General features: G+C 32.6%; 26 protein-coding genes and 1 tRNA gene. 13 read left to right on the top strand and 14 right to left on the bottom strand.

The genetic code is table 11. The features are described from left to right. Positions 1 to 129: 129 nt before the first annotated feature. From J8H85_RS11690 to J8H85_RS11675, 4 genes are all read right to left on the bottom strand, one after another. A complete protein-coding gene (locus J8H85_RS11690) occupies positions 130 to 714 on the bottom strand; it encodes a diheme cytochrome c-553 (RefSeq protein ID WP_209655377.1) in 585 nt (194 codons plus the stop codon). A gap of 100 nt (positions 715 to 814) precedes the next feature. Further along, positions 815 to 1,255 (bottom strand): Na(+)-translocating NADH-quinone reductase subunit F, encoded by a 441-nt coding sequence (locus J8H85_RS11685; protein WP_209655376.1) that lies wholly within the window; start codon positions 1,253 to 1,255, stop codon positions 815 to 817. 53 nt (positions 1,256 to 1,308) lie between these two features. Beyond that, positions 1,309 to 2,748 carry an SLC13 family permease gene (locus tag J8H85_RS11680; RefSeq protein ID WP_209655375.1) on the bottom strand — a complete coding sequence of 480 codons (1,440 nt, stop codon included), beginning with the start codon at positions 2,746 to 2,748 and terminating at the stop codon, positions 1,309 to 1,311. Positions 2,749 to 3,040: 292 nt separating this feature from the next. Continuing rightward, a complete protein-coding gene (locus J8H85_RS11675; RefSeq protein ID WP_209655374.1) occupies positions 3,041 to 3,781 on the bottom strand; it encodes a tetratricopeptide repeat protein in 741 nt (246 codons plus the stop codon). A 749-nt stretch (positions 3,782 to 4,530) separates the two neighbouring features. Here J8H85_RS11675 and J8H85_RS11670 point away from each other — a divergent pair. Together J8H85_RS11670 and J8H85_RS11665 are read left to right on the top strand one after the other, a co-directional pair. Beyond that, positions 4,531 to 4,908, top strand: a complete 378-nt coding sequence (locus J8H85_RS11670; RefSeq protein WP_209655373.1) for a Na(+)-translocating NADH-quinone reductase subunit F — start codon at positions 4,531 to 4,533, stop codon at positions 4,906 to 4,908. 2 nt (positions 4,909 to 4,910) lie between these two features. Beyond that, complete coding sequence (locus J8H85_RS11665) at positions 4,911 to 5,885, top strand: FAD:protein FMN transferase (protein ID WP_209655372.1); 975 nt, start codon at positions 4,911 to 4,913, stop codon at positions 5,883 to 5,885. Between the two features lie 8 nt (positions 5,886 to 5,893). Here the strand turns inward: J8H85_RS11665 and J8H85_RS11660 are convergent, their stop codons facing one another. The 5 genes from J8H85_RS11660 to gpmI all read right to left on the bottom strand — a co-directional run bounded on the left by J8H85_RS11660 (position 5,894) and on the right by gpmI (position 10,319). Further along, positions 5,894 to 6,664 carry a class I SAM-dependent methyltransferase gene (locus J8H85_RS11660; RefSeq protein ID WP_209655371.1) on the bottom strand — a complete coding sequence of 257 codons (771 nt, stop codon included), beginning with the start codon at positions 6,662 to 6,664 and terminating at the stop codon, positions 5,894 to 5,896. A gap of 5 nt (positions 6,665 to 6,669) precedes the next feature. After that, positions 6,670 to 7,452: a DUF3050 domain-containing protein gene (locus J8H85_RS11655; RefSeq protein WP_209655370.1), complete on the bottom strand. Its 783-nt coding sequence runs from the start codon at positions 7,450 to 7,452 to the stop codon at positions 6,670 to 6,672. 5 nt (positions 7,453 to 7,457) lie between these two features. Next, the gene (gene map, locus J8H85_RS11650) at positions 7,458 to 8,276 is read right to left on the bottom strand and encodes a type I methionyl aminopeptidase (RefSeq protein WP_209655369.1); all 819 of its coding nucleotides are present in this window, start codon (positions 8,274 to 8,276) and stop codon (positions 7,458 to 7,460) included. 64 nt (positions 8,277 to 8,340) lie between these two features. Next, positions 8,341 to 8,745, bottom strand: coding sequence for a BT0820 family HAD-type phosphatase (locus J8H85_RS11645; protein ID WP_209655368.1), 405 nt, complete (start codon positions 8,743 to 8,745; stop codon positions 8,341 to 8,343). 56 nt (positions 8,746 to 8,801) lie between these two features. Further along, a complete protein-coding gene (gpmI, locus tag J8H85_RS11640; RefSeq protein ID WP_209655367.1) occupies positions 8,802 to 10,319 on the bottom strand; it encodes a 2,3-bisphosphoglycerate-independent phosphoglycerate mutase in 1,518 nt (505 codons plus the stop codon). A 236-nt stretch (positions 10,320 to 10,555) separates the two neighbouring features. Between gpmI and J8H85_RS11635 the strand changes: the two genes are divergently transcribed. Beyond that, positions 10,556 to 10,945 carry an ankyrin repeat domain-containing protein gene (locus J8H85_RS11635; protein ID WP_209655366.1) on the top strand — a complete coding sequence of 130 codons (390 nt, stop codon included), beginning with the start codon at positions 10,556 to 10,558 and terminating at the stop codon, positions 10,943 to 10,945. 52 nt (positions 10,946 to 10,997) lie between these two features. On the opposite strand, the gene J8H85_RS11630 is transcribed toward J8H85_RS11635, so the two are convergent. After that, complete coding sequence (locus J8H85_RS11630) at positions 10,998 to 11,453, bottom strand: GNAT family N-acetyltransferase (RefSeq protein ID WP_245243797.1); 456 nt, start codon at positions 11,451 to 11,453, stop codon at positions 10,998 to 11,000. 98 nt (positions 11,454 to 11,551) lie between these two features. On the opposite strand from J8H85_RS11630, the gene J8H85_RS11625 reads away from it, so the two are divergent. Both J8H85_RS11625 and J8H85_RS11620 read left to right on the top strand, forming a co-directional pair. Beyond that, positions 11,552 to 11,977 (top strand): GNAT family N-acetyltransferase, encoded by a 426-nt coding sequence (locus J8H85_RS11625; RefSeq protein WP_209655365.1) that lies wholly within the window; start codon positions 11,552 to 11,554, stop codon positions 11,975 to 11,977. 49 nt (positions 11,978 to 12,026) lie between these two features. After that, positions 12,027 to 12,099: transfer RNA gene (locus tag J8H85_RS11620), tRNA-Gly, on the top strand. A 284-nt stretch (positions 12,100 to 12,383) separates the two neighbouring features. Here J8H85_RS11620 and pepE read toward each other — a convergent pair. Continuing rightward, a complete protein-coding gene (gene pepE / locus J8H85_RS11615; protein WP_209655364.1) occupies positions 12,384 to 13,091 on the bottom strand; it encodes a dipeptidase PepE in 708 nt (235 codons plus the stop codon). Between the two features lie 187 nt (positions 13,092 to 13,278). On the opposite strand from pepE, the gene J8H85_RS11610 reads away from it, so the two are divergent. The 6 genes from J8H85_RS11610 to J8H85_RS11585 all read left to right on the top strand — a co-directional run bounded on the left by J8H85_RS11610 (position 13,279) and on the right by J8H85_RS11585 (position 20,759). Then, a complete protein-coding gene (locus J8H85_RS11610; protein WP_209655363.1) occupies positions 13,279 to 14,079 on the top strand; it encodes a carboxypeptidase-like regulatory domain-containing protein in 801 nt (266 codons plus the stop codon). A 96-nt stretch (positions 14,080 to 14,175) separates the two neighbouring features. Then, on the top strand, positions 14,176 to 14,982 hold the full coding sequence (locus J8H85_RS11605; protein ID WP_209655362.1) for a carboxypeptidase-like regulatory domain-containing protein: 807 nt from the start codon (positions 14,176 to 14,178) through the stop codon (positions 14,980 to 14,982). 73 nt (positions 14,983 to 15,055) lie between these two features. Further along, on the top strand, positions 15,056 to 15,550 hold the full coding sequence (locus J8H85_RS11600; RefSeq protein WP_209655361.1) for a DUF6702 family protein: 495 nt from the start codon (positions 15,056 to 15,058) through the stop codon (positions 15,548 to 15,550). Between the two features lie 107 nt (positions 15,551 to 15,657). Then, positions 15,658 to 17,964, top strand: a complete 2,307-nt coding sequence (locus tag J8H85_RS11595) for a M1 family metallopeptidase (protein ID WP_209655360.1) — start codon at positions 15,658 to 15,660, stop codon at positions 17,962 to 17,964. Positions 17,965 to 18,058: 94 nt separating this feature from the next. Further along, positions 18,059 to 18,346 carry a Sec-independent protein translocase subunit TatA/TatB gene (locus J8H85_RS11590; RefSeq protein ID WP_209655359.1) on the top strand — a complete coding sequence of 96 codons (288 nt, stop codon included), beginning with the start codon at positions 18,059 to 18,061 and terminating at the stop codon, positions 18,344 to 18,346. 142 nt (positions 18,347 to 18,488) lie between these two features. Then, positions 18,489 to 20,759: a response regulator gene (locus J8H85_RS11585; protein WP_209655358.1), complete on the top strand. Its 2,271-nt coding sequence runs from the start codon at positions 18,489 to 18,491 to the stop codon at positions 20,757 to 20,759. A 1-nt stretch (position 20,760) separates the two neighbouring features. Here the strand turns inward: J8H85_RS11585 and J8H85_RS11580 are convergent, their stop codons facing one another. Beyond that, positions 20,761 to 21,408, bottom strand: coding sequence for an O-methyltransferase (locus J8H85_RS11580; RefSeq protein WP_209655357.1), 648 nt, complete (start codon positions 21,406 to 21,408; stop codon positions 20,761 to 20,763). A gap of 190 nt (positions 21,409 to 21,598) precedes the next feature. Here J8H85_RS11580 and J8H85_RS11575 point away from each other — a divergent pair, with 190 nt between their 5' ends. Both J8H85_RS11575 and J8H85_RS11570 read left to right on the top strand, forming a co-directional pair. Next, positions 21,599 to 23,536, top strand: a complete 1,938-nt coding sequence (locus tag J8H85_RS11575; protein WP_209655356.1) for a sensor histidine kinase — start codon at positions 21,599 to 21,601, stop codon at positions 23,534 to 23,536. Between the two features lies 1 nt (position 23,537). Further along, positions 23,538 to 24,299: a LytR/AlgR family response regulator transcription factor gene (locus tag J8H85_RS11570; protein WP_209655355.1), complete on the top strand. Its 762-nt coding sequence runs from the start codon at positions 23,538 to 23,540 to the stop codon at positions 24,297 to 24,299. Here the strand turns inward: J8H85_RS11570 and J8H85_RS11565 are convergent. Together J8H85_RS11565 and J8H85_RS11560 are read right to left on the bottom strand one after the other, a co-directional pair. After that, complete coding sequence (locus tag J8H85_RS11565) at positions 24,296 to 25,378, bottom strand: amidohydrolase family protein (protein ID WP_209655354.1); 1,083 nt, start codon at positions 25,376 to 25,378, stop codon at positions 24,296 to 24,298. The genes J8H85_RS11570 and J8H85_RS11565 overlap by 4 nt on opposite strands. Positions 25,379 to 25,387: 9 nt before the next feature. Beyond that, the gene (locus tag J8H85_RS11560; protein ID WP_209655353.1) at positions 25,388 to 25,912 is read right to left on the bottom strand and encodes a 3-hydroxyanthranilate 3,4-dioxygenase; all 525 of its coding nucleotides are present in this window, start codon (positions 25,910 to 25,912) and stop codon (positions 25,388 to 25,390) included. Between the last annotated feature and the right edge of the window lie 102 nt (positions 25,913 to 26,014).

Raw genomic sequence — 26,014 nt, 5'->3', positions numbered from 1 at the left:
GAACAAAATCAATTGAAAAGAAAACAATACAAATCAAAAAAGCTGAACAATGATAACATTGTTCAGCTTTAATTTATAAATTTAATCCTTTAATAATCTGTATCGGTTATTTAGGACTAGACATAATAATTAATTCATTTTTGGAGCTATGGGGGCGGGTACAATATTTTTCACAGGTTTCATGATTTTTAGATAGGCAAAAATAGCCTTTAAATCATCGTCGGTAAAATTAGCATATTGCTCCCAAGGCATTGGAGGTAACAGCGGTCTACTTCCCTCTAAGCCTTTGTACAAGCCTTTTTTTATACAGTTTACAAACTGGTCTTCTGTCCATGTACCAATACCGGTAGCATGCGGTGTTAAGTTAGCTGCAAATGAAGTACCCCAAGGTCCTTTGGTAGAAGTAAGCCCCATTGAAAAAAGAACATACGATTTAGCTGTTTTTTCATCATAGGGAGGTAATTCTTCATCGGCAGGATGACCAGATAGCAAACGTTCTGGATCCAGTTCCATACCTTTTTCTGTAAATTTTTTAGGTGAGTGGCAATCATGACAGCCATTAGAGTTAAGAAGGTATCCGCCTCGTTCTATCGGATCTTCAATAGCTGTTGTAGGTTCGTACAATTCTTTAGTTTTGTTATCTTTTTCTTTTGAATTGCAAGCAACTAAAAGTGCACAAGATAAGGTGCCCAAAATTAAAATGTTTGTTTTCATATGCTTGTTTGGTTTGAAGTGACAAAAGCATTAGAATGGGACTTTGTAAATGTAATTATTTTTTTAATTGAAAAGATGAAATTGCATAAAAATCAGAAAATCAAATCAATACATGTTTTGGTTGTGTTTTTAATAACGCAGTATAATCCATAATATTCGGAATGTTGTCCAATTTGCGCAGTAAGGTAATTACTTCGGTTAATCCAGTAAACAATATATCTTTATCAGTAGGATTCTTAGGTTTTTTGTTTTTATGGTGAAGTGGCAGTTGGTAACCGCAAGCTTTTAAAAAAGTGGCTTCAATTTGTAACAATTCTAAAGGGGTATAGCCATTAAATTTTCTGCCTAATGCTTGATGCACATTTCCAACATAATTTAATTGTGTAGCGCCATGGTGGTCTGATAGATGCTTCCAACTGTCTTTGTTATCTAATATGTTTCCAACCGCACATTGTTTGCAACATTCAGGGTGCAATGCGTTATTATGAAATGCATTATAAAGTTTTTTTATGGCTAAATCTAGCCTTTTAGAAGTTTTCATGGCCAAAGAATTTTACTTCTAAGTTATTGAAAAATTAAGACTTATCCTAAAAATTAGAACACCCAACCAATAACAAATTGAAACATAAGTATTAAAAGCGAAGCGGAAATTAAATTAATAACTATCCCAATACGGGCCATTTGGCTCACTTTTATATAACCACTAGCAAATACAATGGCGTTTGGGGGTGTTGCCATAGGTAACATGAAAGCACAACTACTGGCTATGGTAACCGGTATTAAAAGGTAAAGTACAGGAATGTTTAACCCCATGGCTATACCTGCCACAACGGGCGCTAAAACGGCTGTTAAAGCAACGTTGCTCATTAATTCGGTCATAAACAACATTAAGGTAATTAAAAGTGTAGCTGTTAGTAAAATACTAATATCGCTTGTTGAAATTTTTGCTGCAATAATATCTACAATACCACTGGTAGACATGCCGTTAGCCAATGCCAAACCACCTCCAAATAAAATTAAAATGCCCCAAGCTAACTTCTGAGTATCACTCCATTCTAAAATAAAATCACCCTTTTTTAAATTGAATGGAATTGTAAATAAAGCTAAGGCTCCAAAAATACTAATCATAGTGTCGGACAAATCAATATTAGGAATGAGCGAGTTGATAAGCGTTCTAAAAATCCAAAGAAAAACAACCGCACTAAATATGATTAAAACTTGTTTTTCTTTGGGTGAAATTTTTCCTAGTTTTTCTAATTCAGAATCAATGACATCCTTTGAAGCATTAAATTTCAAACCCTTATTTGGGAAAAACCATCGGGTCATTACAAAATAAATAATAGCTATTAAAAGTGTTGAAAAGGGCAATCCGATAACCATCCATTTAAAAAACGAAATTTCAATGTTGTATTCGTTTTCTAGCAAACCAATTAGAATGGAGTTTGGTGGTGTGCCTATAACGGTTGCAATACCGCCAGCATTGGCGGCAAACGCAATACCCAACATAACACTAATGGCAAAATTTTGGTCGTTTTTTGTAAAACCATCGGCATCATCAACAAGTAAATGTATTACCGATAAGGCTATGGGTAGCATAAAAACGGTACAGGCGGTATTGCTTATCCACATGCTCATAAACCCGGTAGCAATCATAAAACCTAATATGACTTTGTTGGGGGTGGTGCCTGTTTTTTTTATGATGTTTAAAGCAATTCGTTTATGAAGATTCACTTTTTCAATAGCTAAAGCCAACACAAAACCACCAAAGAACAGGAACACAATAGGGCTTCCATAGTTAGCGCCAACTGCGTCAATAGACATCACTTTAAATATAGGGAAGAGCAATAGCGGTAATAAAGCCGTTACTGAAATGGACACCGTTTCGGTAATCCACCAACAAACCATCCACAACGCTGTAGCAATAACAGTATCAGCATTGTTGGAAATAATATCAAAAGGTAAAAGTTGAACAATAATAAATAAAATAGGGCCAAGAAATAAACCTATTTTTTTTGAAACGGGATGGTTAGTCATTTTAATCTTAAAGTTGTTTAGAGTTTTTAAAGTTAAACAATTTTAATGTTCAAATATTAAATATAAATTTCAGGATTTTTTAATTGGCTACTGGGTGTGATAAAAGACTTTAAATGTTTTGAAAAAAACAGAATTAAATAACCAATAATGCACTAATTAGCACTATGATAGCTCAATATTACAACGCTATTGTTCTGCTTTCCAATTTTGCAATATAATTAGTTAGGTTTGCGCAATGCTTTTGTTAGTAAATTCTTCTGATATGTATTTATAAAACGACTCTATAATTTTTTTAATCTAAATTTTTCAATACTTCTTTACTAGTGTCGTTTTTGCTTAAAGTTAGGTACTTTTTTGCCAAGTTCAAATTACCATTTTTTATGTATGCCAATCCTAAGTAAAAGTAGGCGTTGCTTAAAAATGCAAAATCAGGATTTGTGGTTTCAATAGTTTTTTCTAAAAAGGGAATGGCCTCGTTTATGTTTTTGTTGGCTAAATGTGCCATACCTATAAAATAGTTTAAAGTATCCTTTTCAGGTTTGTTTTCTCCTAAAACTAACCATTTAGCAATGGCTGAACTGTAATTTCCAAGTTTGTAATCTGCCATAGCATCATAAAATTCAAAATTAATTGTTTTATTCTTAGTAGTTGCCAACCCTGGATCTGGTTTAAAGTATTTAGCATAAATTTTTTGATTGGGAGATTCACTGAAAAACCAAATACTACCAATGGCTATAAGTATGGCCGCTGCCGCTGCAACTTTGCTAAAAAAAAGATAACGGCCTTTTTTCGGAGCCTTTTGTGGAGCATCGGTTTTTGGAATTTCGTCATGAAAAGCCTCCAATTGCTCATTTGATGCTTGTGGCTCAATATCTTGAAACTTGCGCTTATATTCATTAACTTGCGCTTTAAATTCAGCATCAATTTTAAGATAATCATTAAAATCTTTTAATTCATCGGCTTCCATAGTGCCGTTAAGATAACGCTCTATGGCTTCAATAATTTCTTGTGATATGTTGCTATTATCTTTCAATTTTTTATTGTTTTGAGGCTAAAACTATGGTGCATAATTTTTTCATGCACTTATAATTTTTTTAACATTCAGTATCCATCCAATTTTTTGCAAAGGCATATAAATACCCATGTGTAGCAGTTTCGCTTATTGGAATAAACGAATTATTTTTAATATTATTCCATACCGCAATAAAAGACTCTTGATAAATGTTTCTGGTATCATCTATAACACCACTGTTATTTAATATTAACGCTTCTAATTTTTATAATTTGATGTATAAAACGATTTTAACGCCTCCGAATTATTAGTTTTTATAGCAGTAATAAGTTGAAACTGACTTTCTGTTTTGAGTGCATTCATAATAGGATTAATAACTGTATTAAATATACAAATTTTAAGGATAATCTCACATTTATGAAAATTAATTTACTGTTATTTTATCTGTTGTTTTAAAATTGAAACCTGTTTCTGGTCTGAAATGGAAGCGTTTCTTGACTCCATTCAAGCAATATTATTCATAGAATTTATTACAAGTATACTTTTAGATTATCATATTTTTTTTTGATTACCTTCAAATTACACATTGATTAAAGTCCCTTTAAAGACCAGATAACTTAAATAGGTTATAAAATTAAAGTTGATTGAGTAAAATATACCATTGGTGGTTTTATTGAAATTAGATTTACATTTGATAACCATGGTTTTAAGTAATATCGAAACAATTAAAAAATGTTATCATAATTTTTACTTTTTATTACTTTTGTAGTATGAGTAAAGCACTTACAGACCAAGAATTACATAATTTAGCGATGAACCATGTTGGGAAAGACTTAGAACAACGTGGTTTTGAGTTTATTGCCATTAACAGTAAGCTTAAAAAGCATCCGCAATTCGTTTGCATCGATAAAAACAAGCAATATTATTTTGTAATTGTGAGAGCTGTTATTTTACCCGATAACCCCAATAATTATGATGTTATTTGGATGGAAGCTTTCAAAAAACATGCTCGGGAAAAAGATGCCAAAGTACTTTATGCAGGTGTTGGTATAGGAAACATTGCTGGCGAAAAATTGCCGATTTATTTAAACCAGGATTACTTGTTGGAATATAATGGTATTCAAGTTCTAGAAACTAATTTGAATTGAAAATGAAACAGTTTACCTTTCTTTTAGCTGTGTTATTTTTCATTTCATGCAAACATAACCCAATAAATACGAAACTTTCTGGTCCTGTTTTTGGTACCAGTTATTCCATTATTTATAATTCTGAAATTAATTTTCAACATCAGTTTGATAGTTTGTTTTTTGTGATAAACAAATCGATGTCTACCTATCAAGCCGATTCTTATATTTCTAAATTGAATAGAAATGAAGATAGTCTTGTAGATACACATTTTATTAAAGTTTTCGAAGCTTCAAAAGAAATTTATAACTTAACCGAAGGTATTTTCGACCCCACTATTGGAGCTGTTGTAAATGCTTGGAATTTTGGTCCAGAAGGAAAAATTGTGAATCTAGATAGTTTAAAAATTGATAGTTTAATGCTATCGGTTGGGTTGAATAAGGTTAAACGAATAGGTAATAAAATTATAAAACCAAAAGGAACTTTTATGGATTTTAATGCCATTGCAAAAGGTTATGGTGTTGACGTAATTGGTGAATTTTTAGAAAGTAAAAACATAAAAAACTACCTAGTTGAAATAGGGGGTGAAATACGTGCAAGAGGAGAAAATGTTGAAAAAAAATCACCTTGGAAAATAGGTATTGAAATGCCCCATTTTGATGGTGAACAATCCATTTTAGAAGCTATTGAAGTACATGATGAAGCCATGGCAACTTCGGGTACTTACAGAAAGTTTAAAGTAGATAGTGATGGTAACAGGTATGCACACATCATAGATACACAAACAGGCTACCCCAGTAAAACCAATCTTTTAAGTATTTCTGTAATTGCCGAAAATTGTATGGTCGCAGATGCTTATGCCACAGCTTTTAAAGCTATGGGAATAGAAAAAGTGAAAGCCTTTTTAAAAACACATCCAGAACTTAAGGTGTTTCTTATTTTTGAAAATGATAAAAAGCAATTGGAAACCTTGTCATTAAACGGTTTTCCTAAGAGTTAAATAAAGTGTTATTTGTAAACTACTGGAATAATTTCGCCTTTAGCTAAACAGTATTTCGTTATGTCTACTTCTGATAGTTTAGAAGTGTAATCAACTTCTTCAACCTTAAAACCAACACTCCTTAACTTGTCAAAATAATCTCTTCCATAAACACGTACATGGTCGTATTGTCCAAATATTTTTGCACGTTCTTTTTTATCGGTTATGGTGTTATCTTCAAAAGTAATCGCTCTATTCAAATCTTGCGGAATTTGAAAAATACCCATACCACCAACTTTCATGACTCTATATAATTCTTGCATTGCTTTGGTATCGTCCGGAATATGTTCCAGCACATGGTTGCAAAGAATAACATCATAAGTGTTATCTGTAAATGGTAGGTTGCAAATATCGGCTTTCACATCGGCAATAGGCGAAAGTAAATCGGTTGTGGTGTAATCTAAATTCTTAAGCTTTTTAAAGCGTTTTAAAAAACATTGCTCAGGTGCAAAATGAAGCACTTTTAATGTTTCTTTTGAATTGAAAAACTTAGTTTCATTTTTTAAATACAACCAAAGTAACCGGTGGCGTTCTAAACTTAAAGTAGACGGCGAAAGTACATTGTTACGTTGTTTGCCATATCCGTAAGGTAAAAAACTTTTAAAGCTTTTTCCATCAATAGGATCGGTAAAAGTATTGCCTTTTAAAATAAATGCTAAAACTGGTCGAATAATATAGCTTAACCTAATGAGTAAAGGCCTTGGGATGCTATTTAATATAATTTTGAAGATTCTTTTCAAGTGTTTTAAGCTACAACTTCTATAGGTTTGTTTATTGAATTGGCAATGCTATCCCAAAGTAAAAGTCTATAACTTAAAGCTTGCTTAGCAATTTCTAGTGTTTCTTTCCATTTTGTAGCATCGTTTCCGCACAGGGCTTCAATCATTTTTAGTGAAAGGGGCCCGTGTTCATCACCATCTAATTCTATATGCCTATTCAAATAATAGGTTAATTTGCTATAGGAATTATCATTGGTTTTTGATTGATTGATAATTTGAAAGAACATATCCGGAATTACATCTTCTCTTCCAAAGGTAAATGCTGAAGCTATAAGGTGTGGTTTGTTGGTTTTTATAACATCAAAAGTAAACTGTATAAACTTTAGTGTTACCTGTTGCATGTTCACTTTTATAGCCGCCTCATCTATAGTGTAACCTTCTTTTAAGTAATATACAAAATGTTCAATTTGCTGTGTGTTTGCATGTATTTGCTGCATCGCATCTAAGTACATTTCGAAATGGCTTTTGGGTTCGCCCAATTCATTAACATCACTTTCTTCACCCAAAACAATTTCATTTATAAATCTTGCTGTTGAAGGGTTGGCAGCTGGCGTCCACGGAAGTGTTGTACTTGTTAAATGGTTTTGAAGTGCTTTTAAAAGCGACATAAAATCCCATACAGCAAAAACGTGTTGCTCCATGAATATTTTTACATCGTTAATCGATTTTAAAGCACTATAAAGTTTATGATTGTTGAGTTGAACTCTTAAGGTTTCGAGCTCTTTTTCAATAAATTCTATATGTTTCATTTGTATTAAAGCACTAAAACTTTTTGTCTAAACTCATCCTCTTCATTTGAAGTAATTCCAAGCGCTTCATAAATATAGGCAAAGGTTGAAAGTAATTCTGGTTTTCCATCTACAATGGCAACATCATGTTCAAAATGTGCAGAAGGTTTATTATCTAAAGTAGTTATAGTCCACCCGTCATTATGTTGTTTAATACGGTGTGTTCCCATATTGATCATGGGTTCAATGGCAACAACCATACCTTCTACGAATTTTTTGCCTCTACCACGTTTGCCGTAGTTTGGCATTTCAGGATCTTCGTGCATTTTTTTTCCTAAACCATGGCCAACCAATTCTCTCACAACACCATACCCATGCTCTTCGCAGTATTTTTGAATGGCATAACCAACATCACCAACACGATTGTTCACTTTAAATTCGCGAATACCAACGTATAAAGATTCTTTAGTAACCTGAAGTAGTTTTTCGGTTTCAGGGTCTATTTCTCCAACGGCGAATGTATAGGCATGATCGCCGTAAAAACCATTTTTTAAGGCGCCACAATCAATAGAAATAATATCGCCTTCCACTAAAGGTGTATTATTAGGAATACCGTGTACAACTTGTGTATTCGGACTCATGCAAAGCGTGTTTGGAAAATCATATAACCCTAAAAAACCAGGGATAGCTCCATGGTCTCTAATACAGGTTTCTGCAATTTTATCGAGTTGTAAAGTAGTTACACCAGGTTTAATGGCTTTGGCTACTTCACCTAAAGTTTTAGATACTATTAAGGCACTTTCGCGCATTAATTCAATTTCTTCTTTTGTTTTTACTACAATCATACTTGAAAAATAATGGCAAAGATACTTAAAATGCTAATAATGGCTTTTGGATATTTGGATTGATTTACTTGAAGAAGTCAAAAATACTTTTTTTCTTTTCTGGTATTGGTGGATTGGTATTGGTAAGCATCTGATAAATTTCTCCCCAGCCTAAAAAACCACCAATATTTCTATCGTCAATAAATAAATCAGCATGAATTTTTCTGCTCATGCTGTTATTAAAATCTTCTTCAGGGAAACTTTTGTTTACTGCATAGAAATGCACACCGTTTTCTTCGCAAAAATTAACAGCTTCGTCCAATCTAGCACCACTTCTGTAAGTCCATAAAATAAGACGGTGTCCTTTTTCCTGAAGTTTTTTAAGCGTTTCAAAAGCAAATATCATTGGTTTTCCTATTTGAGGATAGGCGTCTTCAACAATAGTTCCATCAAAATCGACAGCGATAATTAGGTGTTCGGTAAATTTCATTTAAAGTTGGAGCTTATTTTAAATGACAAAAATACAATAATTTATTTTCTTAATGTTTAAACTAAAGGATGTCGCGACATAGCTGCTGGTTGTTCAACCCCAATAAGTTTTAAAATAGTGGGGGCAACATCGCCTAATACACCATCTTTAATAGATTTTAAATCGTTGTCAATTAAAATTACAGGAACTGGGTTTGTGGTATGTGCTGTGTTTGGTGAACCATCTGGGTTAATCATAGTTTCGCAGTTACCATGGTCGGCTATAAGTATAGTGGTGTAGTTGTTTTCTAGTGCCGTTGTTACTACGTCTTTTACGCAAACATCAACCGCTTCGCAAGCTTTAATGGCGGCTTCCATAACGCCGGTATGCCCAACCATATCGCCATTAGCAAAATTTAAACACACAAAATCTACTTCTCCTTTTTGTAATTCAGGTATTAAGGCGTCACGCAATTCATAAGCGCTCATTTCTGGTTGTAAATCGTAAGTAGCTACTTTTGGTGAATTACGTAAAATACGGGTTTCGCCTTTAAATGGTTCTTCACGCCCACCAGAGAAAAAGAACGTAACGTGTGGGTATTTTTCAGTTTCAGCAATACGGATTTGTTTTTTGTTGTGCTTCTCTAAAACTTCGCCTAAGGTTTCCGTTAAGTTGTCTTTATTGAAAATAACGTTAACGTTTTTATAGGTGTCATCATAATTTGTAAGCGTTACATAATACAAATTCAATTTGTGCATGTTTTGTTCATGAAAATCGGTTTGCGACAAGGCTTCGGTTAATTCACGTCCACGATCTGTTCTAAAATTGAAAAAGATAACCACATCATCTTCCTTAATTTTTGCAACCGGATTTCCAGCGGCATCCACCATTATAATTGGTTTGATGAACTCATCTGTAATATCGTTTTCGTAATTATTTTGAATCGTTTTTGTTACATTAGTAGATTTCTCTCCAATACTGTTTACCATGGCATCGTAAGCCAATTTAACACGTTCCCAACGTTTATCTCTATCCATAGCGTAGTAACGACCAGTTACAGTGGCTATTTTGGTGTTGGTATTTTCTATATGGTTTTCTAAAGAAGTTAAAAAGCCAAACCCAGCTTTTGGGTCTACATCACGCCCATCGGTAAAAGCATGTATGTATGTGTTTTTAAGTCCAAAATCATTGGCGGCATCAATTAAACCAAATAAATGGTTGATGTGTGAGTGCACCCCACCATCGCTTAATAAACCTAAAAAATGAACATCTTTATTATTGGTTTTGGCATAATAAAAGGCATCAACCAATACTTTTTCGGTGTTTAAAGTTTTGTTTTCAACTGCTAAATTAACTTTTACCAAATCTTGATATACAATTCGGCCAGCACCTAAATTCATGTGGCCAACTTCACTGTTTCCCATTTGCCCTTCGGGTAAACCAACGTGTAAACCATCGGTTCTTAAAGTGGCATATGGGTATTTTTTATATAAAGAATCTATAAAAGGTGTGTTAGCATTATCGATTGCGGAAACTTTCGGGTCTGGAGAATTACCCCATCCGTCAAGTATCATTAAGATGACTTTTTTATTCATTGTTTTTAACATTTTTAACAGAAACCAAAGATACTGAAGTTTGATTTAATACTGTTGAAAAATGAATTGAAAACCTTTGAAGCTGCTGATTTTTATAAGAAGTTTAAAAAAAAATGAATCCGTTAAAAATATGTGAATTAAACGTTAAAAATATGTTATAAAATATTTTTTGTGTAACAGATATGGTTTTTCGTCGTCTCTTAAATAAATCATTAATCAAAACAAAATCATTCATCATGAAAAAAACAATCATTTTTTCCGCAATCGCGTTATGTTTCTCATTAGGAACTGTTAATGCAAAATCAGCTAATTTTAACGTTGAAAATCACAACGTAGTTAAAGCATTCAAAGTAAATTCTTTTTGTGTTTCTATTGCTAAAGGCGATATAGAAACTGTTAAAAAGCTTTTGTCGTTGGGCGAAGATGTAAATCAAAAATCCAACGGCATGACCCCAGTTATGTATGCTGCCAAGTATAACAGAACTGAAATTTTACAACTTTTGATTGCAAAAGGAGCCGATTTAAAAGCTAAATCTGACAAGGAAAAAACAGCTGCGGATTATGCAAAATTACACGGTGCTACCGATGCATATGCCATAATTGAAGAAGCATTGTCAAAAAAATAATTAGATTATACATATAATTATTTTGAGTTAGTCACTTTAAAAACCCTGAATTTCAGGGTTTTTTTGTTTTTAAAGTTTTGTGCATAACGTAATGCAAGCCTATGTCTTTAATGTTGAAAGCTTCTCCTGCAATTTTATAATCCATTTTTTTATAAAAATCTACAGCTATTTCTCGGGCATTGCACCAAATAATTTGAATGTTTTGTGCTGTTAACAGGACCTCCCCATGGTTTAAAATTAATTTACCCAAGCCGAGACTTTGGTATTCGCTCAAAACGGCCATTCCCCTAAGTTGATATTGTGAAGTTTCAGTTAATAACTCATGATTATTTTTTAAAAAGGAACAAACGCCAACCAAATGGTTTTTAGTAAATATTCCTAGATGAAATGTAGTTTCAAAATCATCGCCATCAAAAATGCAGGATTCTATAGGTTTGCCTGCTCTTAAAACGGGGTGTCTAACTGCATAGGCTTCAGTAGCGGATATGTGTTTTATTGTATAATTCAAAATTTGATAGATTCGAAATGAAATTCAAACTTAAACAAATTTACTTTTTGATAAGTTGAACATTTTGAAATTAATTATCTTCACTAAAAAAAACAGGAATGTCTTTTATGTTTAGAATTATTGAAAAAGATGAAATCAATACAATACTCCCTTTAGTAGAAAAATTAAACGATTATAAAGTGTCGTTAGATGTTTTAAAAGAACGATTTTCTGAAATAGTCAATCAAAATTATGAGTGTGCAGGTATTTATAACGATAAAAAACTAATTGGTATTTGTGGACTTTGGTTTTGCACCAGGCATTATGCAGGCAAAAGCGTGGAACTGGACCATGTATACATAGATGAAGATTTTAGGGGCAAAGGTTTAGGTAAAAAGTTTTTTGAATGGATTTATAATTATGCCGAGCTAAAAGGTTGCAAAACAGTTGAATTGAATTCCTACACAACCAACTATGCTTCGCATAAATTTTATTACAATGAAGGCTTTAATATATTGGGGTATCATTTTTTAAAAAAGTTATGATTTTTTCTTGCGGGGTAAGAAACCATTTTTATATATTTGCCCCGGAAATGCGAGAGTAGCTCAGTTGGTAGAGCGTCAGCCTTCCAAGCTGAATGTCGCCGGTTCGAACCCGGTCTCTCGCTCTAAAAAGCTTCATAGGAATATGGGGCTTTTTTTGTGCCGTAAAGTTTCATTGCAATTTGAGGATTAGGGTGAGAAGTTTATCCTGAGCGGAGACGAAGGGAACCCGGTCTCTCGCTCTAAAAGCTTCATAGAAATATGGGGCTTTTTTTATGCAAAACAGTTTGTTTTTTTTTTTTGGTTAGAACTGGTTATGGCTGGTAGTTGCGTGAGGGATTACTCATGGATATTATTTTAAAACAATGTATTCATGATTGCTAGGCATTTGAAATGGCACGCCCAAATTTTATTTTAAATGATTGAGTTGGGTTTCTGGCGCTACTTCGTAAGGTGCTTTGTTATATTCGAAAATTCGAGCATTTAATGTTCCTTTTAAAATGATGGAATTATCTTCTACCTGTAACCAACTGCCTTCGCGTAAGCCTATTACGGGAGGAGTATTGAAATTATGAAATTCTTTAATTCTGGTTTCGCGGGTTTCGCCCATGTGGGTGCTGTTGGTATCGGGGTCTAGATAATGCGGATTGATATTGAAGGGCACAAACGCCAAAGCATTGAAACTTGGTGGGTACACAATGGGCATATCGTTGGTGGTTTTTATGGTAAGGCCACAAATGTTGCTTCCTGCACTGGTACCTAAGTAGGGTGTGCCATTTTTTACCGCTGTTTGTAAAGTTTCAATTAAATTATTTTTATATAGGTGGTAAGTTAAAACAAAGGTGTTACCACCACCTACAAAAATGGCCTGTGCATGTTCTATGGCTTCTGTGGGGTTTTCGAATTCGTGAATGCCTTTTACGGTTTTATTTATTTTAGCGAATGCTTCTGCTACTATTTTTGTGTAATCATCATGTGAAATACCGCCTGGTCTTGCATATGGAATGAATAGGATGCTGTTTGAGTTTTTAAAAAAAACAGCTAGTTCTTCTAAAATATACTCTAAATAGCCACTTCCGTGAATGGTTGATGTGCTGGCGATAATTAAATTTTTCATTGAAACTTATTTATAAAGTAAAACTAACTAATTATTGTTTTAAACAAAATATTCTATGAATTTTCAAGTAAAATTGAAGGTAATGTGTTATTTTTAAGATATGAGATGAGCATATCAAAATTTGGTTAACTAATGGAATGACTCACAGCTCTCGGGTTATCCGTCCAAAGCAAATAAATATAAACGCATGAAAAAAATACTACTAATAGTTTTTTGTGTACTAAGTTTTACTGGTTTTTCCCAAGATTATAAACGTTTTGAGGTTAGAGGTAAAATTATAGTTGAAAGTAACGATGTTTATGGTATTACTATTTTCAATGCATCTTCTAATAAAGGCACCGTAACCGATGAAAACGGCGAGTTTGTATTGGCTGTAAGGTTAAAGGATGTTATAGAGGTGAGTGCTTTACAGTTTCAAAACTTAAAATTTGAAGTTAATGAAGCTATTGTTGCTTCCAAAAAAATGAAAATCTTTTTAATAGAGGAGATTAACAAGTTGGATGAAATTGTTATTTTACCAAGTAAACTATCAGGTAATTTGGATGTCGATTTAAAAAAGACCAAACAGTTTACTCCAAAATTGGATGCTTTGTATTTTGGAATTAAGCACAAAGATGAATTTGAGTTTCAACCAGATGAAAAAACAAAAGTAGAAAACATAGCGGTTGCATCACCCCGTATGACTATGATAAATGGTCTGAACGTTGTAAATGTAGTCGATCAATTGTTATTGCCATTATTTAGGTCCAAAGCTTCTGATAAAAAGGAAAAAGGAATTCCAGAAGTGCCCGTGGAAGCCATTAAGTATTATTTTGGTTCTGAGTTTTTAATTGATAATTTTAATATTCCTGAACACCGTGTTGAAGAATTTATTCATTTTGTGCAAGATGAAAAATTTGATTATTCCCTGCTTAATTATGGAAATGAAATGCGGTTTTTGGAATTTCTTCATAATAAAAGCACCGAATTTTTAAATTCAAAAAAGTAATATTTCTTATAGAATCTGTTTTTTAACAAAAGTTTAAATTCATTTTTCATTTTATTTAAGAGTTTGTAAGCGTTCTTTATGCGCCAAACCAAAAATATGTCAATTTTTAAAGGGAGTATTGCCGTTTTCTTTATTTGCTTTTGCCAATTGATGCTGTCACAAACAGTCGAGATTTCAGGAAAAGTAGATAGTAAAGCCGATATAGAAAATATTCATGTTATTAATAAAACAGCACAAGTTTTTACCATTACAAATAGTAAAGGTGAATTTAAAATTAAGGTAAGTTTACATGATACACTAAGTTTTTCATCGGTGCAATTTCAACCAAAACAGGTGGTTGTAGATAGAAATATGATATTGTTTAAAGCTGTTAGAGTTACTCTAGATGAACAAATTAACGAATTGGATGAGGTGATAATAGGGAAGGTGCTAACGGGAAATTTACTTTCAGATATAAAGAATGTTAAAGGCGATGCTCCCATTAATTTTTATGATGTTGGCATACCAGGTTATACAGGTAAACCAGCAACACAAAGTGAACGACGGTTAAGTGAAGCATCAAGTTTTAGTCCAAAAGCGGGAGGTTCGTTAAATGGTGCAGGCGGTTCTGTGTCGGCAACAGCAATTATAAATGCTATTTCAGGACGAACAAAAATGCTTAAGGCACGGGTAAGATTAGAAGAAGCTGAAACACTTATGCAGAGTATTAAAGGTAGGTTGGCTAACGATTTTTTTGTCTCCAATCCCTTGGATGAAGACTTTAGAATGGATTTCTTTTATTTCTGTGCCGATGATGAAAACTTTATAAAATACTGTAAAAATGAAACCGATTTCAAAATTTTAATCTTTTTAAGACACAAGTACAAACAGTATATGGAAAATTTGAAAGCAAGTGAACCTTGATTTAGGAATGCTTTTTGAATAAAACCCCGTAAAATAACTACTTTAGCATAAACAAATACTTAGATTGACCCACATGAAACGTCTATTAATACTGTTGGTAATTCCGCTTTTTGCATTCACCGCCTTTCATAAATACTATATAAGTGTCACTCAAATAGAGTTTGTACAAAACAAACAATCGGTACAAATAATTACTAGAATTTTTATTGATGATTTTGAAAAATTATTGAGAACACGTTACGATGAATCCATAACTTTGGGAGGTGAAAATGAACCAAGCAATGCCAATTTGTACATAGAACGTTATTTAAATGAAAAAATAAAAATAAAGATTAATAATAAAGAAGTAAATTTCACTTTTGTTGGTAAAGAATATGATTTAGACTTGGTTAAATGTTATTTAGAAATTGAAGGTGTTAAAAAAATTGAATCTTTCGAAATTAGCAATGAAGTCTTATTCGATTTGTTTAGTGACCAACAAAACATCATTAAAACAAAAATTAATTCCAAACAAAAAAGCGTTATTCTTATTACTCAAAATAGAAGTGCTTTGTTAAAATTCAACTAAATAAAAGTTAATTATTTTATTATTCTTCGTGATTTTTGGTTTTTTGTAACAATAAAATAATTATTATTGCAAAAATCTGTTATTTTTCTAAAGCCTAAAAATTTATAATGATAAAATTCAAGTATTATTTTTTGTCAATATTTTTAATATCGACATCGTTATTTTCACAAAATCAAGAAAAACAAGAACGCAAACCAGGGCATACCAACACTAATAAATTTAGGCAGTTGTACGATTTGTTTTCAACACCTAATATGTATCGATCTGCCTCAGGAGTTCCAGGGCCAGCATATTACCAACAACAGGCCGATTATAAAATGGATATTGTTTTAGATGATAAAAACACAAAACTTTCAGGTTTTGAAACCATTACGTATTCCAATAATTCACCAGACGATTTAAAATATTTATGGGTTCAGTTGGACCAAAACAAACGCGCTAAAGATTCTAAAAGCCCTTTGATTGAGGAGAGTGAAATTTCTCTAGTTACAAGACCTGAAGAGTTTGTAAAAGACCATTTAACAGTCCCTTTTGATGGTGGTTTTAATATTGAAGAAGTAAAAGATGCTAGTGGTGCTGCGCTTAAATACACCATTAATAGTACCATGATGCGTGTTGAATTGCCGAAAGTATTAAAAGCAGGTGAGAAGTTTTCTTTTTCAATAAAATGGTGGTATAATATAAATGATCATGTTCCATTAAGAGATCGTTCTGGTTATGAATTTTTTGAAAAAGATGGTAACAGAGCCTATGTAATAGCGCAGTTTTTCCCAAGAATGGCGGTGTATAATGATGTTGAAGGTTGGCAAAATTCGCAATTTTGGGGACGCGATGAGTTTGCGCTTCCTTTTGGTAATTACGAAGTGAACATAACAGTACCCGCAGATCATATTTTAGATGGTACGGGTGAATTGATAAACCGAAAAGAGGTGTTTACTAAAACCATGATGGATCGTTATGAATTAGCTAAAAAAACATACGATAAACCAGTTTTAATTGTAACACAAGCTGAAGCTGAAGCAGCAGAAAAAGGTTTTTCAGATAAAACTAAAACTTGGAAACTAAAAGCTGAAAACGTTCGCGATTTTGCTTTTGCCACTTCAAGAAAATTTATTTGGGACATGATGGCGGTTAAAGTAGGAGATAAAGATGTCATGGCAGTTTCCATGTATCCAAAAGAAGGAAATCCGCTTTGGGAAGATTGGTCAACAAAAGTAGTCGCACTTTCATTACAATCGTATTCAAAAATGACATTCGATTACCCATACCATAAGGCCGTTTCCGTTCACGCCAAAAATCAAGGTATGGAATACCCTATGATTTGTTGGAATTATGGACGTCCAAACGAAGATGGTACCTATAGCGACCGTGTAAAGTATGGTATGATGGGAGTTATTATTCACGAAGTGGGGCATAACTTTTTCCCTATGATTGTAAATAGCGATGAACGCCAATGGACGTGGATGGACGAAGGTCTAAATACTTTTTTAGAATATGTTACTCAGCAGGAACTTGGTAAGCGTTATCCAGAAGCGTTATCTCCTGGAGATAAAACGTATCCTTTCGATCGTGGTCCTGCCCATTTGATTGTGCCATACATGGGTGGCAATCAAGATTTCATAGCACCTATTATGAGCAAAGGTCTTAATGTGTACCAATTTGGTAACAATGCATACGGCAAACCTGCTACCGCATTAAATATCCTAAGAGAAACCGTTATGGGACGTGAGTTGTTCGATTATGCATTTAAAGAATATTCACAACGTTGGATGTTTAAACACCCAACACCTGAAGACTTTTTTAGAACTATGGAAGATGCTTCAGCAATGGATTTAGATTGGTTTTGGAGAGGTTGGTTTTATACCACCGACTGGGTTGATATAGGAATTAAAGAAGTTAAAAAATACTATGTATCGTCAGAACCTAATAAATATATAAAAGATTATTTGGCGAAGAATAATAGAACAGTAAAAGACTTACTTCCATTGGTTTATATGGTTGAAGAAGGAAGTGATGAATTTAAAGCAGAACTAAAAAAGGGAACGCTTTTAGATAACTCAAAATCGCTTAAAGAATATCTAATGGACAATTTTACCGAAGCCGAACGTAAAAATATCAAAACGCCAAAATACTTTTATAATATTACGTTCAATAAACCAGGAGGTCTGGTAATGCCTATTATTGTTAAGTATAGTTATGCCGATGGAACTTCAAAAGTGGAAACGTATCCCGCAGAAATATGGCGCTTAAATGATAATGAGGTAACTAAAGCCATAGCCTCCGAAAAAGAAATAACAGCCATTGAAATTGACCCTAATTTAGAAACTGCTGATATAGATATTACCAATAATTATTGGCCACAAAAAGAGTTGCCAACTGATTTTGATAATTTTAAAGCAAAAACAAAAAAATAGTATATTAAAAGAAAGCCAACTAAATAAGTTGGCTTTTTTATTTTTTTAACGCCCTAATTTTAAAAGTGAACAAACAACTTACTATATTTGTATCGTGATACTACAAACTACATTCTTATTTATTAGTGGTGCCGAAATAGCTTTCATCCTATTTATCGTCGTCATGGTTTTTGGTGCCGATAAAGTACCCGAGATTGCCCGTAATTTAGGTAAAGGTATGCGCACACTTAGAGATGCCACCAACGATATTAAGCACGAAATAACCAAAAGTGCTGATAAAAATGGTATTGATACTAGTATTGTTTCCGATGTTCAAAAAGAATTGGACAGTGTAAAAGACGATCTAGGAGACTTCACGGGCTCTATAAAGAGAAAGCTTTAGGTCCTTTTTTTCAGTAGTTTAACCGATTTTTTTACCACAACAATTAATTTATCGAGTAATAAAAGGATTATAACGTTTTTATTTAGTTTTATTCCTACAATGTTTTAATTTCGGACTTCCCTCCAAATCTTAAAACATTGAAATGATGAAAACTAACCTGCTAACCGGTTTTGTATTTATTGTTGTTCTTTCTTTGTCTTACGGTCAAGGTGAAAGAAAAGTAATAAATTACATTGACAGTATTAATTCACTTGCTTCAAGTCATTATAAAAGTAATGACATCACCAAATCCTTCAATTATCTTCTGGAAAACGCTAAGTTATCAGACTCTATCCATGATGATTATGGTAGTGCCCAAGCTAATGCTATACTGGGTAATATATATAGTTATATGGGCCTTCCCAAAGAAGCAGAAAAGTGTTATTTAATAATGCTTAAAAAAGCTATTAAAATAAACGACAATTACTTAATAGCCAATTCTTACTTAAGTTTAGGTGAAATTTATAGAAACACTAAACCGTTTGATGAGTTTATTTCATATTATAATAATGCCTTAAATTATGCTTTGAGCAGTAATGTTACAGATGAGCATAATATAGATAAAAAACAGAATCTTTTATTTGACATTAGGTTGAAGCTTAGCGAGATTTATATAGATAAAAATCTACCTGACCAGGCATATATGAATTTGTTGGAAGCTGAAAAAAATTTAATTAACAGTTCATATTCTAAGGCAAGTTTAAATTATACTTACGGATTGTATTATAAAAAAATAGAATCTTTTCATATAGCAAATAAAAAATTCAACCAAGCTATAAATCATTTAAACAATATAAGCAGCGATTTTAAAACCAATTTACTACATAGCGAAATCTATAAAGAGTTGTCAATTTCACTTGCTAGCTTGGGTAAAAATGATGAAGCTTATCAAGTTTTATTAAAGCATAATAGTTTTAAAGATAAACTTATTAATGACGAAAAAATTAGGGAAGAAAAAAATGCTAAATCTAAATTTTTTATAGCCGAATATGAAAATATTGCTCAAACAGCAAATAAAGAAAGAATTCTTCAGCAAAAAGTATCAAATAAAATTAAGATAGTAAGCATCATTATAAGTATAGCTACCATTATATTGCTAGTTTTGGTTTTTATTTTAGTGAAAAATTACCGCTCTAAGAAACGTTTGAGCATGATTTTAAAAGAACGAAACGATTTGTTGATAGTTGCAAAAAATCAAGCAGAAAAATCGGCGAAGTTAAAAACAGATTTCGTTTCAAATGTAACGCACGAATTAAGAACACCACTTTACGGAGTTGTAGGATTGACTTCATTAATGCTTGAGAACAATAATCTTTCTGAAACAGACCATAAAATGTTAGAGTCTTTAAAGTATTCTGGAGATTATTTATTAAATCTTGTTAATGATATTTTACAGATTGGTAAAATTGAATCTAAAAATGTTGCTTTAAAGAATGTTTCGGTAAATTTAAATGACATGATAAATGGGATTGTTGGTACTTTTGAATACCGTTTGAAAGAAGGCAATAATCAAATCCATATATTAATTGATGATAATATTCCGAATGCCTTATTATGCGACAATGTTAGGTTATCTCAAATCTTAATTAATTTAGTTGGAAATAGTGTAAAATTTACGAGTAACGGTAAAATTTGGATACGTGTTATATTGAATAATGTTGATGATAATATGGCAAGTATTAAATTTGAAGTAGAAGATAACGGTTCTGGAATTCCTGAAGACCAACAAGAAGCTATCTTTGATAATTTTTCGCAGATAACCGAAAATCAAAACGTTAATTATCAGGGAACAGGTTTAGGACTTTCCATAGTTAAAAGCTTATTAGGGTTGTTCAATAGTAAAATTGAACTAAAAAGTGAAGTTGGAAAAGGATCTACGTTTAGTTTTGTTCTTAATTTGGATATTGATAAAGATGTAGAAGTAGCACCAACAGTAAAGAAAACTGGAAAAATTGTTGCTTTAAACACAGGTTACAAAATTCTTATAGTTGAGGATAATAAAATCAATCAAATTGTAACAAAAAACTTACTGAAAAAGGCAGGTTTTGAATGTGATGTTGTAGAAAATGGACGCGAATGTCTGGAAGCGGTAAGTAAAAGCACATATGATCTGATATTAATGGATATTAATATGCCGGTAATGGATGGTAATGAAGCTACTAAAGAAATTAGAAAAACAAATATTGAAATTCCAATTATTGCTTTAACTGCTGCCGATATTGATGAAGTTAAAAAGAATTTAAGCGTTATTGGCTATAACGGAATCATTACAAAACCATTTGATAATTTTGAATTTTTCCAGGTTATTAATGCTCATATTCAAGGCAGTAAAAATAGGTTTAAACCAAGTAGTAATCTTGTGAAGGTTTCCTAAACTAGATGATGTGTTTCCTGCTAATAGTCAACCCATCTCTAATAGGCAATAAAACCGTTTCAATTCTAGGATCTTCTTTTAAAAGCGTGTTGTAATCTAAAACCGCTTTGGTAGAAGCATCTTTAGGGTCTAAAGGTTCTACCACCTTACCGTGCCAAAGCACATTGTCCGAAAGGATAATGCCGCCAGGGTTTAGTTTGTCAATAATTAAATGGAAATAATTAACGTAGTTAGGCTTATCAGCATCAATAAAAATTAAATCGAAGGTTTTATCCAACTTCGGAATAATGTCTAAAGCATCGCCCAAATGCTGGAAAATTTGATGACCATATTTCGATCTGTCAAAATATTTCCGTTGAAAATCTTCCAATTCCTCATTAATATCAATGGTGTGTATTTCTCCATTTTTTTGTAAACCTTCGGCTAAACACAAGGTAGCGTATCCTGTAAAAGTGCCTAATTCCAAAATGGTTTTAGGCTGTTTTAGTTTGGAAATCATGCTCAGTACACGTCCTTGGTAGGGACCACTTAGCATAATAGGTTGCAATATCTTTTGGTAAGTTTCTCGGGTAAGTTGTTGCAACAATTCTGGTTCTGCTTCAGAATGGGCCACTACATAATCGTCTAATTCTTCGGGTAAAAAGTGCATAATAAAAGTGCCTTAAAATTAAAACTCGAAAGTATTACATTTTATTTATTCATTGTAATATCTGTCTTCTTTTTAATGAAATTTAAGTTTTCATGTATTTTGGAATGTGTATTTGCAGTTCGTCAGAAATTTATTTTAAATACAAAATCTATAAAGTTTATTTGTGTTTTAAATACTTAAATTTACTGTTATGAAGAAAATTGTGTTGTTCTGTCTCATTCTTGCTGCAATTCCTATTATTGTAATATCTGGTTCAAGTAAAAGTCAAAATAGGTATAACTATTATCCAAACTTACCCAAAGATGATAAATGGGAATATGTTAAGGAGCGTGTTTTTGATGGAGAAACTGAAAAAGTTAATAAATATTCAGGTCCCATATTAGTTGAGTTAATTAATGCCAGTAAGTTGGACAGTGTAGCTTTAGAAAATAATTTTGATGAATTAAGAACATTAATTCCCAATAAGGAGATTAATTATTTTAGAAATTTCACAGGGATTCCGAAGGTAAATCCTAACCTTCATAGAAATGAAAAAATAAAAGGTTATGAATATTCTGATTTATGGGCTGTTTCTATTTCCATATATATAACAGAAGTTGATTCGTTACAAGATGCTTATAGTTTGGAAGATAAACGTTTTTTAAAAGCTGTTAAACCAAATGGAATATTTTTTAGCCCTATGAATAAAGATAGACCTTCTGGATTCAGTGGTTCTAAAATTACTTTCAAATTTCATAAATCTCAAACTGTAGAAGAAAGACAAGACATTATTAGATTCTATTTAGTTAGAATGATTTCATGTGCAAGCCTTTTTAAAGAAAGAATAAATGGCAAATTTGATATAAAAGGAGCCATGTTGAACCGCAACGAAGCTACATCTTGGCATTTAGATTTTACCGATTATGATAAATTTTTGTTACAAAAATTGTATTCTCCAACTTTGGTTAAAGAATATAAAGACTATATGTATAGTACATATCCATGGCGCTTTGCAGGTAATTTTATAAATAAAGAGAAGCAGAAAATATTAGCAAATTGGATAGCGTCTTTTTCTGTTTTTATTATGTTGTTTCTAGGTTTCAATATTCTATATAAAAGAACTTATAAATTCCTTTATTTGAGTTATTTTTTTCCAGTGGTTGTTGCGTTCATATGTTTTTATTATGCCTCATTTATTCATAGCTATTTAATTACAACAGGAAATCACTTTCAATTTAGGACTTATTATTTAACCTGTTTATCATATATTTTAATAGGTGCTGTTTTAGCGTTTTGTTTAATGTTTTATGATAGATATATTAATAAGTTTAATTGGAATTTCACTAAAGAATTTGTTTTTAAAATTTGTTTTACTCTAATAGCGGTTTTAGTGCCTATTTTTATCATTTTTATTGCAGAAAATAAATTTGTCGACTGGTTTTTTAGATTAAATACGTTCCTAGCTTTTGCTTTTCTATTTTCCATTGTAAGAGGTATATTTATATATTTAGATCATTTTTCAGAAAACCTTATAAAACAAAAAGACATCGAGTTAAGCCAATTAAAAGCCTTAAATGCTCAAGCAGAAGTTAAGTTGTTGCAATCTCAAATTAACCCTCATTTTTTATATAATGCTTTAAATTCTATTGCTAGTTTAGCACAAACCGATGCTTCTAAAACAGAAAAAATGGCACTATCACTTTCCGATTTGTTTAAATATACCATAAACCGAAAGGGAAAAAAGAAAAATGCCATAAGCGATGAGGTAGAGATGGTAAAAACCTATTTGGAGGTTGAACAGATTCGTTTTGGAGACCGTTTAAGTTATAAGGTTCAAGTAGATGAAAGTCTTAATGATATTGAAATCCCCATGTTTCTTATTCAACCATTAATAGAAAATGCTGTTAAGCATGGCATATCAAAAATAGAAGGCGCAGGAGAGATTCAATTAAAGATTAGTAAGAATAAAGAAGGGATTGATATAATTGTGACTGATAATGGTCCTCAATTTCCAGATGGTTTTGTTAGTGGGCATGGTTTGCAAACGGTTTACGATTTGCTTAAATTTAGTTATGCCGATAATGCATCAATAAACATAGTTAATGAACCAGTGAAACAAATAACGATTACCATTAAAACAAAATTTTAACATGCAAAAACGGTATTCAACTTTAATTATAGACGATGAACCTTTAGCAAGAACACGTTTAGAAAGCCTGCTTTTAAACTTTTCTGAATATATTAATATTATTGGCTTTTCTAAAAACGGAGCAGCAGCTTTACAGCAGATTAACGAATTAAACCCAGATCTTATTTTTTTAGACATTGAAATGCCTCTACTCAATGGTTTCGAATTAATTGAAGCTTTGGAAAACATCCCACTTATTGTGTTTTGTACAGCGCACGATGAATATGCTTTAAAAGCTTTTGAAACTAATAGTGTTGATTATTTAGTGAAACCTGTCCGTTTGGAGCGTTTGGAGAAAACCATTGCTAAAATGAAACTATTCAACAAAAAAGATACATCGCAAGATATTTTAAAAGTTGTTCAGGAATTATCGGCTCAAAAAAAACTAAAACCCATGACGTCGATTACCGTTAAAAAAGAAGACAAATTAATTTTTATAAAATTAGAAGACATCACTTGTTTGGAAGCCAATGATAAATACGTGAATATCGTTACAAATTCAGCTGTTTTTTTGACAGAAAAATCATTAACACAGTTGGAAATGCAATTGCCCAATTATTTTTTAAGAGTGCATCGGGCATTTATAGTTAATACAAATTACGTTGAAGAAGTTCAGAAATATTTTAACAGTCGATTTATTTTTAAGCTGAAGAATAAAGGATTGTCGAGTGTAACCTCTGGTCGAAGTTATTCGGATAAAATTAAAGAATGGATGCAGGTTTAACCTAAAATTCTATTAATCAACTTTTGTTTCGCCAATTCATCATCGCCACAAAGCCATTGTACCACATTGTCTTGCCAAATAGCATCGCGTTCTACTTCGGTAATAAGGTTTTGTTCCATGGCCAAATCTAATATTTTTCCTGGATATGACGATTGTTTGGTGCTTTCCATTTCACCTAATGGGTAAGGGTCGTCCAATCCCATCAACACTTGTTTAGAGCCATGGTTTTTAATTAATAATTGAAGTCCACCCGTATCGTGTACCAGCGTATCAAAGAAAATATTTTTATGCCCAACCGCTTTTCTGGGGTGGTGTTTGCCTTCAAATAAATCGGGTCTGCCATCAAAACCTTGAATACGTCTACCTAAATTTATTTGTGCCAACTGTCCGCCATGCGCAAAACAAGTTCGCATGTTTGGGTACTTTTCTTGGTAACCATTCAAAGTTAAAAAGTGATAGGCATCAGCACATTGCGCTAACATCCAAATTAAGTGAAAGCGCCACGAGGTATTTTCTAATTTTATAAACTTCTCACCATCATATGGGTGAATTTCAACAGCCAAATTATATTTGTTAGCCAATTCAAAAATAGGCTCGTTTTCTTCATCAAAAATGCAACGCCACGTTCCAATGGTGTCCATGTAATGTGTTGGTAAACAGAGTAGTTGCATGCCGTGAGTTTCAACACAGCGTTCAATTTCCCAACAGGCACCTTTTACAAAACCCGGATGCACCACAAAGCCACAGGTAAATTTACTCGGGTTATCATGTTGAATACGTGCATTAAAATCATTCTGAAAACGCAATGCTTGTTTCATTTCTTCCACACGCAGCCCATTGCCATAAAGTTGCGATAGGTTTAAAACCACTGCATGGTCTATATGGAAGCGTTCCATCCATTCCAATTTTTCATCTAGAAAGAAACTTGAATGGGTTACAGGTCGGCTCCAATCTTTTTGAAGCATGAATTTCCGGTCTTTATCAACCCAAAAAATCCCTTTTTCTCGCATATAGTCGGGTATTTCCTCAGGATAAGGAAGCAAATGCGAATGCCCGTTAATACGAAGTTTACGTGTCATAAAACAGATTTAAATTTTCTTAGGCTGATCCATCACATACGTGCATTTTGTGCAGGTACGTTTTTCTTCATCGCCATAAAATTTATCAAAAATTTTAGGCATATCGGTTTCAATATTCCCTAATTTAAACTTCTTTCTATACAGTAAATTATTGCATTTTTCGCAGTACCATTCCAAAGCATCTTTCATCTTTTTTGAGCGCGGATACTCAATAACCAAACCAACGGTATTGGCAACACGTTGTGGTGAATGTGGCACTTTTGCGGGCAACAAATAGATATCACCTTCGTTAATATGGATGTCCTTTGGCGTATTTCCATCCATAATTTTCAATATCATATTGCCTTCAACCTGATAGAAAAACTCGGGCGTTTCGTTATAATGGTAATCCTTTCTGTTATTGGGTCCGCCAACTACCATTACAATAAATTCACCATCTTCCCAAACCACTTTATTGCCAACAGGCGGTTTTAAAAGATGCCGGTTTTCTTCAATCCAAGCTTTAAAATTTAAAGGAGAAACTAATTTGCTCATACATGTAATTTTTAGGGCGTGCCCCTATCGGGTCGGGCTTTTATTCATGCTTTATTATTTTAAACTAATGAATTCATGAACGTAAATGTTTCGCTATATCTT

Source organism: Mariniflexile gromovii, assembly GCF_017814435.1.
Classification (GTDB): domain Bacteria; phylum Bacteroidota; class Bacteroidia; order Flavobacteriales; family Flavobacteriaceae; genus Mariniflexile; species Mariniflexile gromovii.
The sequence above is the reverse complement of the archived record's forward strand: the minus strand, read 5'-3'. Positions and strand labels throughout refer to the sequence as shown.

What these genes read in the sequence shown, in the direction of transcription:
- J8H85_RS11690 (WP_209655377.1), bottom strand. Translation starts at nt 714, where the DNA reads ATGAAAACAAACATTTTAATTTTGGGCACCTTATCTTGTGCACTTTTA.
- J8H85_RS11685 (WP_209655376.1), bottom strand. Translation starts at nt 1,255, where the DNA reads ATGAAAACTTCTAAAAGGCTAGATTTAGCCATAAAAAAACTTTATAAT.
- J8H85_RS11680 (WP_209655375.1), bottom strand. Translation starts at nt 2,748, where the DNA reads ATGACTAACCATCCCGTTTCAAAAAAAATAGGTTTATTTCTTGGCCCT.
- J8H85_RS11670 (WP_209655373.1), top strand. Translation starts at nt 4,531, where the DNA reads ATGAGTAAAGCACTTACAGACCAAGAATTACATAATTTAGCGATGAAC.
- J8H85_RS11665 (WP_209655372.1), top strand. Translation starts at nt 4,911, where the DNA reads ATGAAACAGTTTACCTTTCTTTTAGCTGTGTTATTTTTCATTTCATGC.
- J8H85_RS11655 (WP_209655370.1), bottom strand. Translation starts at nt 7,452, where the DNA reads ATGAAACATATAGAATTTATTGAAAAAGAGCTCGAAACCTTAAGAGTT.
- map (WP_209655369.1), bottom strand. Translation starts at nt 8,276, where the DNA reads ATGATTGTAGTAAAAACAAAAGAAGAAATTGAATTAATGCGCGAAAGT.
- J8H85_RS11645 (WP_209655368.1), bottom strand. Translation starts at nt 8,745, where the DNA reads ATGAAATTTACCGAACACCTAATTATCGCTGTCGATTTTGATGGAACT.
- gpmI (WP_209655367.1), bottom strand. Translation starts at nt 10,319, where the DNA reads ATGAATAAAAAAGTCATCTTAATGATACTTGACGGATGGGGTAATTCT.
- J8H85_RS11635 (WP_209655366.1), top strand. Translation starts at nt 10,556, where the DNA reads ATGAAAAAAACAATCATTTTTTCCGCAATCGCGTTATGTTTCTCATTA.
- J8H85_RS11625 (WP_209655365.1), top strand. Translation starts at nt 11,552, where the DNA reads ATGTCTTTTATGTTTAGAATTATTGAAAAAGATGAAATCAATACAATA.
- pepE (WP_209655364.1), bottom strand. Translation starts at nt 13,091, where the DNA reads ATGAAAAATTTAATTATCGCCAGCACATCAACCATTCACGGAAGTGGC.
- J8H85_RS11610 (WP_209655363.1), top strand. Translation starts at nt 13,279, where the DNA reads ATGAAAAAAATACTACTAATAGTTTTTTGTGTACTAAGTTTTACTGGT.
- J8H85_RS11605 (WP_209655362.1), top strand. Translation starts at nt 14,176, where the DNA reads ATGTCAATTTTTAAAGGGAGTATTGCCGTTTTCTTTATTTGCTTTTGC.
- J8H85_RS11600 (WP_209655361.1), top strand. Translation starts at nt 15,056, where the DNA reads ATGAAACGTCTATTAATACTGTTGGTAATTCCGCTTTTTGCATTCACC.
- J8H85_RS11595 (WP_209655360.1), top strand. Translation starts at nt 15,658, where the DNA reads ATGATAAAATTCAAGTATTATTTTTTGTCAATATTTTTAATATCGACA.
- J8H85_RS11585 (WP_209655358.1), top strand. Translation starts at nt 18,489, where the DNA reads ATGATGAAAACTAACCTGCTAACCGGTTTTGTATTTATTGTTGTTCTT.
- J8H85_RS11580 (WP_209655357.1), bottom strand. Translation starts at nt 21,408, where the DNA reads ATGCACTTTTTACCCGAAGAATTAGACGATTATGTAGTGGCCCATTCT.
- J8H85_RS11575 (WP_209655356.1), top strand. Translation starts at nt 21,599, where the DNA reads ATGAAGAAAATTGTGTTGTTCTGTCTCATTCTTGCTGCAATTCCTATT.
- J8H85_RS11570 (WP_209655355.1), top strand. Translation starts at nt 23,538, where the DNA reads ATGCAAAAACGGTATTCAACTTTAATTATAGACGATGAACCTTTAGCA.
- J8H85_RS11565 (WP_209655354.1), bottom strand. Translation starts at nt 25,378, where the DNA reads ATGACACGTAAACTTCGTATTAACGGGCATTCGCATTTGCTTCCTTAT.
- J8H85_RS11560 (WP_209655353.1), bottom strand. Translation starts at nt 25,912, where the DNA reads ATGAGCAAATTAGTTTCTCCTTTAAATTTTAAAGCTTGGATTGAAGAA.